Here is an 8,890-nt window from a genome sequence, read left to right on the forward strand (position 1 = left end):
GTTTCTGGACGAGATTGGCGAAATATCGGGCTCGTTCCAGGCTAAGCTGCTGCGTGTCCTGCAGGAGCAGGAGTTTGAGCGTGTCGGCAGCAACCACACCATTAAAGTCGATGTTCGCGTGATTGCCGCAACCAACAGGGACTTGGAAAAGGCAGTTCAACGCAAGGAGTTCCGGCAAGACCTCTATTACCGCATCAGCGTCGTCACTTTACGCGTGCCGGCATTGCGCGAAAGGCGAGGTGATATTCCGCTCTTGGCCGCTCAGTTTCTCAAGAATTTCAATACTGAGAATGATCACACGCTGACCTTCGCTCCCGAAGCGATTGAGGTGCTAATGAATTGCGAATTTCCAGGCAACATCCGAGAGCTCGAAAACTGCGTTCAACGGACGGCAGTTCTGGCGACGGGTCCATCAATCCTCAGAACTGACTTTGCCTGTTGCGTGGGTGAGTGCTTGGCCGCGGCGCTGTGGAAGAACGGACCGCCGACGTCAGAGAACTCGACTACGATCGAGCCTTCCGCCGCCCGTGCCGCCCCGCCCGTCGGCGACGGGCAAGCGCCGATAGGCCCTGCCACGACTCGTGGTAGGGTGCCCGATGCCGATACGGTCATTGCCGCCATGGAAAAGTGTGGCTGGGTGCAGGCAAAGGCGGCGCGCCTGCTCGGTTTGACCCCGCGCCAGATCGGCTACGTGCTGAGAAAACACGGCATCGAGATCAAGCGTCTCTGAAACAACCCGCCGAGCAAGAGCTGGAGCAGGTCAAGCATTGGTGCTCTGGCGCCGAGCCCATCGGCCACCTTACGAACGTGGGTGTGAACAGCGCTGCCAAGATTCCGGCCGTGTGCTTTCTACCACCAGTCGTACTGGGGCTCTGCGGCTGACAAAACTAAGAAGGAGGAATCCTATGGCTAGTAACTTCGCTCTACACCGCAAGGGCAAATCCAATCCGACGTGCCTGAAATCCAGAAATAATCGATGTATCATTGGTGACACGCCAGCATGCGTAGAGGCGACGCGCAGATCTCCGCTGGCGGGACCTGGTCGATACATAAGCTGATCGCTTGCCGCTCGATATCGCGCCAATCTGATCTGAAAGAAATAAGTAGTTTTGGGAATAGGGATTAAGCATGCCAACGCGCTTCAGAACGATCAAATTGTTTTTAGCAACAACGGCGCTCTTCGCACCAAATCTGTCCTTGGCCCAGGAATCAGTCGCGTCGCCTGCGCCGGTGGCAGATGCCGAATATTCCAGAAATTGGGGCCTGAGTATGATCAACGCCCTGCCCGCCTACCTTAAAGGCTATACGGGCAAGGGCGTCGTCGTTGCGATTGTGGATACAGGACTGGATATCAACCATCCCGAATTCGTGGCGCGCATTTCGAAGGCGCTGCACAACTTCGGGACGGATAAACGCTTGGCTGACGTCAGCCATTCTGTCGACAAAGACGGTGTGCCTGACGGACACGGGACCCATGTGGCGGGGATAATCGGCGCCGCGCGCGACGGCACGGGCATGCAGGGCGTGGCCTATGAATCGACAGTATTGCCCCTTCGAGCAGTGGATATCGGCGACCCAGATGATCCCGAGATGGACCCGACCAATGAAGCGATCGAATACGCGATTGGTGCGGGAGCTGGCGTGCTCAATGGGAGCTACGGGCCAGGCCTGTTGCTGGGGCGGTATCTCAAGGACGAGAACGGCCAACTGAAACTCGATGGCAAGGGATATGCCATCGATAATAAAAACTATGAGATTCTCGACTATCAGGCCATCTATGATGATCCGAGCAATCTCGTCGATACCTACAATACGTTGAAGAAGGCGGCTAAGGCGGACATCGTGCTCGTCTTCGCCGCCGGTAATGATGCCAGTACCGACGACCAACCCGGCGCTGCTTCGGCGATTCCCAGCGGCATCGGCACGTTGCCGTTAATAACGCCAGAAAATACCAAAGATGGAAATCTTTATAAGTTCATCGACACAAACGATCAAACAAACAAAGGTTTCGATTTCAATAACCCAAATACATACAAGATAGTGAGCGGGTCTGATGTCTCGAAGCTCGACTTCTCGGATCTGGCAGGCTCGCTGATAACAGTCGTTGCTGTCGGCAAGGATGGCAAGATTGCCAGCTATAGCAATAGATGCGGAGCCACAGCAGAGTGGTGCCTCGCGGCTCCGGGTGGCGATATTAATGCCGATCCCGATAATCCGATTGATGAGAACGGCATTTATTCTACCTGGCCACAAGGGGATCGGGCGAACAAGAACAACCCGTATAAGTACGAGGAAGGTACTTCCATGGCAACGCCGCATGTTGCTGGCGCGGCGGCAGTGATCCGGTCGGCATTCCCTTACATGAACGCCCGCCAGACCATTGAAACCCTCCTGACAACGACGACCACCAAAGGGTTCGAGGATGAACAAGTCTTCGGCCAGGGTCTGCTCAATCTCGGCGTTGCGATCGAGGGTCCGGGCGAGTTCCGCTACGCCGGCGTCTTCGACGTCGACACCAAAGGCTACTCCTCGATCTGGTCGAATTCAATCTCGGGCGCCGGAGACCTGACGAAGCGCGGCGAAGGAGCGCTGATCCTGTCCGGCGAAAACAGCTACAGCGGGCCGACCAAGGTGCTTGGAGGCATACTCGCCGTCGATGGCCGCATTGTTTCGAAGGTAGGCGTCTCGGCTACTGGTACCCTTACGGGTATCGGTGCAGTCGGCTCTCTTACGGTTGGCGCAGGCGGCACCGTCGCTCCTGGCAGCGTGCTCGATCCAAGCAAGGGGGTTGCAGTGCTCACCGTCAACGGTGACTTCGTGCAGCAGGCCGGGTCGACCTATTTGGCGGGTATCGCACCGAGCAAGGCTTCAGATCTCATCGACGTTGCCGGCAGTGCCGCCATCAACAAGGGAGCGAGCGTCAACCTGGTGCGTGAAGGTGCCGGGCATTTCTCAGTCGATACCCGCTACACGCTTCTGACCGCCGCTGGCGGCGTGATCGGGACCTACGGCGGGCTGACAGGAGGCCTCTTTACAGACTCGCCCTTCGTCGATTTCGAACTCGCTTATGACCCGACCAACGTCTATCTCGACGTCGATCGCAATTCTGTCACCTTTGCCGATGTCGGCAATACCTTCAATCAGCGATCCGTGGGCGCGGCTGCGGAAGCCCTTGGTTCCGGCAACACGATCCACGACAACATCCTCTTCCTGACGGGACAGGGATCCCGCAACGCATTCGATCAGCTTTCGGGCGAGATCCATGCTTCCGTTCACAGCGCCTTTGTCGAAGACAGCCATTTCGTCCGTGACGCCGCCGGCGATCGCATTCGCGCAGCGTTCGCAGGCGTGGGCGCATCAACCGTGCCGGTCATGGCATATGGACCGGAAGGCCCGGAACTGGCTCCCGCGACCAGCGAAAACTTCGCCGTCTGGGGCAGCGGTTTCGGCGCCTGGGGACATTTGGACGGAGACGGCAACGCTGCTCGCCTCGACCGCTCGACGGGAGGCTTTATTGCAGGCGGCGATGCGGCCATCGGCGAAAGCTGGCGGCTCGGGCTTCTTGCCGGTTATAGCCATACGTCCATCCATGTGGATGATCGCGCCTCCTCCGGCTCAGGCAACAATTATCACCTCGGGATCTACGCTGGCACGCAGCGTGGCCCTCACAGCTTCCGTTCCGGCCTTGCCTATACGTGGAACCGCATCGAGACCGGCAGGTCGGTGGCGTTTCCGGGCTTCTCCGACAGCCTTTCGGCCGATTACCATGCCGGCACGTTCCAGGCTTTCGGCGAACTCGGCTCTCGACTGGATACAGCTTCCGTATCTTTCGAGCCCTATGCGAACCTAGCCTATGTGAACTTCAACGCGGATGGCTTCACAGAGCATGGCGGTGCCGCTGCGCTTTCCGGAAAAGACCGGTCGAGCGACACGACATTCACCACGATAGGGCTGCGCGCCTCGACCGCTTTCCCGCTTGGTTCCGTCAATACAACCGCCCGTGGCGGTATCGGCTGGCGTCATGCGTTCGGCGATGTGGTGCCTGAAACGGCGCTTGCCTTCACAGGCGGCTCATCCTTCGCCGTGGAGGGAACGCCAATCGCAAAGAACGCTGCCGTCTTCGAAGCTGGTATCGATGTCAACCTTACCGACAAGGCAACCATCGGGCTTACCTATAAAGGTCAGCTTGCCTCGGACGCGCAGGAGCATGGCTTCAACGCCAAACTCAGTGTTCGGTTTTAATCGCCGCAAGGGAGGGCGATATGTCATGCCCGATTCCAGCAGCGAACTGACAGCCATCTCTATTGAAAGATCTTATCGCCTTGCAATGGCCGACCATCCTTCGGCCATTGCTGCTTTTGCTTTCCGGAAGGAGTGTTTCGTGAACAAAGTAATTCTAATTGCGATTTGGCAGGGTGCCTTTCTTTCGCTGCCGGGTGCAGTACGTCCGACGGCGGCAACTGGGTGAAGGACGAGACGCCGCGCAGTGCTGCCCAGCAGGACTACACTGAATGCAAGTATCAGTCGGAAATGGCGACGGCGACGATCGGAACGAATAGCCGCCCGAAAACGATGACAGATGCAATCGGGGACGGTGTCGGGGATCGTATCGTCAAGGGTATGGAACAAGGCAATCTCGTCAAGGATTGCATGAGAGCCCGCGGCTACACTCAATCCTGACAGGCAACTCATGGGCTTCCGCCGCTATCGAAGGGATTGTAAAGGACGCGTCGATCTTCGAGAAACGAGGAAGCGGCGTACGATTTCTGTCTCTGAGGGGCTGGGGTCCGACCATGACACGCCGAAGACAGGTGTACTGATACCGGTTACCCGGCGTGCGGTCTCGGCAGTGACCTTGCTGCTCTAGCGAATAAATTGCGCTACTGCCTGCTAGCCGACCCTAAGTCTGGCCTGCTTCAAATGAGGTTGATGCTCGGTCGGCCGAAGCGAATGAGCAGCCATCGCGGCAATGAAAACCTCGGGCGTTTTTAGGTAGCGCTCCAGCTTGTTCTCCCTCATGAGCACTACGAACAGAGCGCACGTTTTCGCCTGACAATTGACCGACTTGGTAGGGTTGAACTCTATGTCAGTGAAACCGGCATACCGCATTTCGCCGTCCACTCGATTTTTGAGCCATACACGGTGAGGAAAGATGGCATTGAGATAAAGCCAATCGTAGAACACGGTCGTGGGTTCTAGCGGGAACTCGAAGCCGTCGAATTTGAAGCCCACCAGTGCGCCGGATTCGCGGAGTCGTGGCTCGCGCTTCGCATCGCGCGGTTCAACCTCGTACAGATCGGTGTACGGCCCGCCACGCTCGAATACCTTACTTCCCTGAAAGGCGTTCTCCAGCGGTATCTCGCCGATGCTGGTCCTCACGCGCAGGTGAAACGCGCTAAGATGCTGGCCGGCGACTTCATCAGACTTGCTAGACACTTCTAGCAGCGGCGCATATCCGGCTTTCTTGGCGGCCTCATGCAGCGACCGTATATTCTTCTTCTTCTGAACCTCAGCGAAGCCACCGGCCCACGGAATTTCGAAATCCAATCGCCTGACGTAACCTTCGTCCTCGGTTGCAGGGATAAAGACTGGTCTCTCAGCCATTCTAAATGTTCCTTATTAAGCCCAGCAGAATGACATGGGGAACCAACACCTCGTATTTCTCCGCCTGAGTGAGACGCGCCTTAATCGCCGAATCCTTCCAGTCCGTTCGGGTGTAAAGTATCTCAAAATCGATTAGCGGTTCAGCCTCTCCGATAGGAATCGATTCGACGCCAGCTTTGTTCGCGACATCGTTGGTAAAACGAACACCCGTGAACTGCATTACCGAGGGGTGTATTTGCAGAAAGATCGTGTCCGTAATCCTCCCATCCTGCCGGGCAACGTACTCCATCGGATGGGTGCTACGAAAGCAAAGGTGGACGTAGTTGCCCATTCCCTTCAACGCGTCGGCGTCACGACTCCATTCATTGCCGCCCGGTGCCGGAACCTTGACCTTCTTCTGGTCAAGCTGCGCGAGTGGATAGAGTCCTCCCATTTCTTTAATCACCGGCAGGTTCCTCCGGTCGGTGAAGTGATAGAGCAGCGGCACCTTATCAAGAGTATCAATTGCCATGTTCCCCTCCGTCGCAGGCCGGTAGCAGCCTTGCCCCACACGGGTGGAATCTTACGGCAGTCATCGTCCGAACGCCATGATCCGAGGCGAGGTGTTCAGATTGGCGACGTTTCTCAATTGTTCTATACGATTAAAATAGAATTCTACATCGCCAACTATGGTTCGAAATCGTCGTGCACGGCAGCTCCACAACGATCATCATCCCGGATCGGACTGTGCGGGAGCTGCAATCGCAGCCGCGCGAAGGCGACCGTGTTGTCACGAGCAACGACGCGCTCCTCCTCGATGCACAGGATCTGGGCCAATTGCTGCGGGTCGGCGGCGACAAAGGCACTGTCTTCAACCGCGGCGGGCCTGGCGAAGCGGGCATTGTGAGCCGGCAGATAGGTCTGTGCGACGAAGCGGTTGGCGGCCTCGATATCAGCCATGCCGGCCAGTGCCAGTTCCCTCGGCAGTCGGTCCTGCAAGGTTGAGAACATCCGCTCGGAGCGGCCCCTGGCTCCAGGCGAATAGGCTGGAATATGTTCGATGCCGAGCCGCTCGAGCGCCCGACCGACCTGGGTCATGCGAATCTTGTCGACAGCCCCGCCCGCCTTGAGCGTCACGAAATAGTGTCTGCCACGATCGCTGTAGAGGCTTGACGGCAATCCCTTGGCGACAAAGGTCTCCAGAAGTCCCTGGAAGCTCGACGCCGTGCCTTCCTCCTCGATCAGAAAGGCCGAATAGATCGTGCTCGTCGCATCGTCCATAGTCACGATCAGATCCAGCATCGGCCCACTCGCCAGCCACTGATGACGGCTGCCGTCCTGGTGTAGCATCATCCCTTCGCACGGCTTCCTTTCCCGCTTGCGCCGGTGAGCACCGCGCCGCTTGGCCCGTTCCACCAGGCCCGCCGCGTGAAGCTGCGTCTTGATGAAGGTGTAGCCCCAGCTGAAATCGTGATCGCGCAGCAGGTGCTCGTGGAAATGCTTCACGTTCCAGCCAAGGTAGCGATGGCGATAAAGCTCCAGCATCTCCTCGATCGCCTCCACTGGCACCCGGCGCGTCGAAAGCTTGCCCAAACGCCGGTCCAGCAACCCAGCCTCCCCGGCCTCTTCGTAACGGTCGCGATAACGCCGAAATTGCCGCTCCGACATGCCCAGCAACTCGCCTGCCTCCATCATCGAGAGATCGCCGCCAGTCCAACGGCTCAATACGTCCCGAAACTTCTGTATTCTCCGTCCTGGAGCCACGCTGCCCGCTTCATCCCCAGCTTCCATTCGCTGGCGATGAAACCGGACAACTCCTGTGCTACCTAATCCGGACAAATCATGTGCTTACGACACGCCGGAGCGGAACGCTTGCCTGCGGCATCGCGGTCGGGTAATTGTTGCAGATACGTCGGCCCGAAGATCGGCATCGATTTTCGGGCCGACGCGTCGTTTCAATCGGATAGAGCGCCATTCTCGCCTCGAAGGCACGCGCGGCGCTCCACGACAAGGGGGCAACGGAGCTTTGCTGATGTCGGATTCGTCCAGGATTTGTGCGGTGGCCGCGGCCACCCTCATGGCGCTTTCCGCGTCGTTGGCAGCTCAGGAAGCCGGGCTGCCGGGCGGTGCTTCCTCGCTGAAGGAGACCTATGAGGACTGGGATCTCTCCTGCCAGGCCACGCCGACGCTGGTATGCGCGGCTACCTATCAGCAGTCGCAGCAGAACGGACGGCGCCTGCTTGCGGTCGAATTGGGCAAGGGGCAGGAGGACGGCATTGCGGGCAATCTCGTCCTGCCCTTCGGCCTGCAACTCGCCGTCGGCGCGACGCTTCAGGTCGACGATGGGCAAGCGGGCAAGCCGCTGCCCTTCTCGACCTGCCTGCCCGCCGGCTGCTTCGTGCCCCTCAGCTTCGACGCGAAAGCAGCCGCGTCGCTGCGCACGGGCACAACGCTCAAGGTCACGGTTAAGAGTCTCGACCAGAAGGATGTGCCCTTGTCGGTTTCATTGAAGGGTTTGACGGCGGCGCTGGACAGGTTGAAGGTGCTGCTCGGGGCTTAGATTGGGGGCTGGCTGGCTGATGATCTCGGTTGTCACTTTCCTTTGTTCCACTACGGCTTTTCGACATTTTGGTCAGATAATCCCCACGCGCGAGAAGCGCGCGGTCTCGGCCTGAGTGATCTCGGGCGGGCGAGTGGCGCCCGACGCTTCCGACTCCGCGGCAGCGATCCGCTCGATCGCCTTCTTCACCTTTGCACGAACATTCTCGTCGAACGTCCGTACACTGACCTTGAGGAGGGTCTCATCCGGGATTACGTCGTACTTTGTCCCCGCATTGATCGCGCCCACCTTTACAATCATCGCGGCTGTCCTGAGGGAGAGAAGAGTAATGATGCGCAGAACGTTTCTCATGGCGGGCGTGTCCCTGTCTGCCGTAGCGGTCGGCAAGTCCTTAGCCGCGTCGGTATTCCTCGACTACACACAGGAGCAACTGGATACGGCGTATGACCAGTCATTCTGGGCGCCGCGGATGGCGGAACTGGAGGAAGGCGATGGCATCGCCAGCGCCGAGGTCCGGCGCGCGATGCCGCCGCGTCCGGCAAAATACGGTCCAGATGCCAGAGATCTCATCGATGTGTTCGCGCCTGGGATGCCAAGGCCGCCCCGGTCCTGGTCTTCATCCATGGCGGTGCCTGGACCCGAAACACTCGCGAGGATGCATCCTATCCGGCCCCGACCTTCGTTTCGCGCGGGGCGGCCTTGGCATCCCAGGCGCGAACACATCGATGAGATCTCTGGCATCTGGAC

10 protein-coding genes are annotated in these 8,890 nt (G+C 58.5%); 6 read left to right on the forward strand and 4 right to left on the reverse strand.

Features of this window, described 5'->3' with window-relative positions:
- The 4 genes from EN742_RS14340 to EN742_RS14355 all read left to right on the forward strand — a co-directional run.
- On the forward strand, positions 1-730 hold a 730-nt coding region (locus EN742_RS14340; RefSeq protein WP_189375322.1), incomplete at its 5' end, for a sigma 54-interacting transcriptional regulator.
- Between the two features lie 398 nt (positions 731-1,128).
- Positions 1,129-4,242, forward strand: coding sequence for an autotransporter serine protease (locus EN742_RS14345; RefSeq protein ID WP_091599561.1), 3,114 nt, complete (start codon positions 1,129-1,131; stop codon positions 4,240-4,242).
- Between the two features lie 25 nt (positions 4,243-4,267).
- Positions 4,268-4,468 carry a hypothetical protein gene (locus EN742_RS14350; protein ID WP_126057638.1) on the forward strand — a complete coding sequence of 67 codons (201 nt, stop codon included), beginning with the start codon at positions 4,268-4,270 and terminating at the stop codon, positions 4,466-4,468.
- Positions 4,465-4,680, forward strand: coding sequence for a hypothetical protein (locus EN742_RS14355; protein ID WP_126057639.1), 216 nt, complete (start codon positions 4,465-4,467; stop codon positions 4,678-4,680). Before EN742_RS14350 ends, EN742_RS14355 begins: the two co-directional genes overlap by 4 nt.
- Positions 4,681-4,890: 210 nt before the next feature.
- Here the strand turns inward: EN742_RS14355 and EN742_RS14360 are convergent, their stop codons facing one another.
- The 3 genes from EN742_RS14360 to EN742_RS14370 all read right to left on the reverse strand — a co-directional run bounded on the left by EN742_RS14360 (position 4,891) and on the right by EN742_RS14370 (position 7,374).
- On the reverse strand, positions 4,891-5,604 hold the full coding sequence (locus EN742_RS14360; protein ID WP_091599555.1) for a hypothetical protein: 714 nt from the start codon (positions 5,602-5,604) through the stop codon (positions 4,891-4,893).
- 1 nt (position 5,605) lies between these two features.
- Entirely contained in the window at positions 5,606-6,115 is a 510-nt protein-coding gene (locus EN742_RS14365; RefSeq protein WP_126057640.1) for a DarT ssDNA thymidine ADP-ribosyltransferase family protein, read from the reverse strand.
- 155 nt (positions 6,116-6,270) lie between these two features.
- Positions 6,271-7,374 carry an ISNCY family transposase gene (locus tag EN742_RS14370; RefSeq protein WP_126057641.1) on the reverse strand — a complete coding sequence of 368 codons (1,104 nt, stop codon included), beginning with the start codon at positions 7,372-7,374 and terminating at the stop codon, positions 6,271-6,273.
- A 268-nt stretch (positions 7,375-7,642) separates the two neighbouring features.
- Here EN742_RS14370 and EN742_RS14375 point away from each other — a divergent pair, with 268 nt between their 5' ends.
- Positions 7,643-8,143 carry an invasion associated locus B family protein gene (locus EN742_RS14375; protein ID WP_236473430.1) on the forward strand — a complete coding sequence of 167 codons (501 nt, stop codon included), beginning with the start codon at positions 7,643-7,645 and terminating at the stop codon, positions 8,141-8,143.
- Positions 8,144-8,215: 72 nt separating this feature from the next.
- Here the strand turns inward: EN742_RS14375 and EN742_RS14380 are convergent, their stop codons facing one another.
- Positions 8,216-8,443 carry a peptidase dimerization domain-containing protein gene (locus EN742_RS14380; RefSeq protein ID WP_206629970.1) on the reverse strand — a complete coding sequence of 76 codons (228 nt, stop codon included), beginning with the start codon at positions 8,441-8,443 and terminating at the stop codon, positions 8,216-8,218.
- A 28-nt stretch (positions 8,444-8,471) separates the two neighbouring features.
- On the opposite strand from EN742_RS14380, the gene EN742_RS38720 reads away from it, so the two are divergent.
- A partial coding sequence (locus EN742_RS38720; protein ID WP_210214458.1) for a hypothetical protein occupies positions 8,472-8,890 on the forward strand: 419 nt, incomplete at its 3' end.

Source organism: Mesorhizobium sp. M4A.F.Ca.ET.020.02.1.1 (assembly GCF_004022645.1).
Lineage (GTDB): Bacteria > Pseudomonadota > Alphaproteobacteria > Rhizobiales > Rhizobiaceae > Mesorhizobium.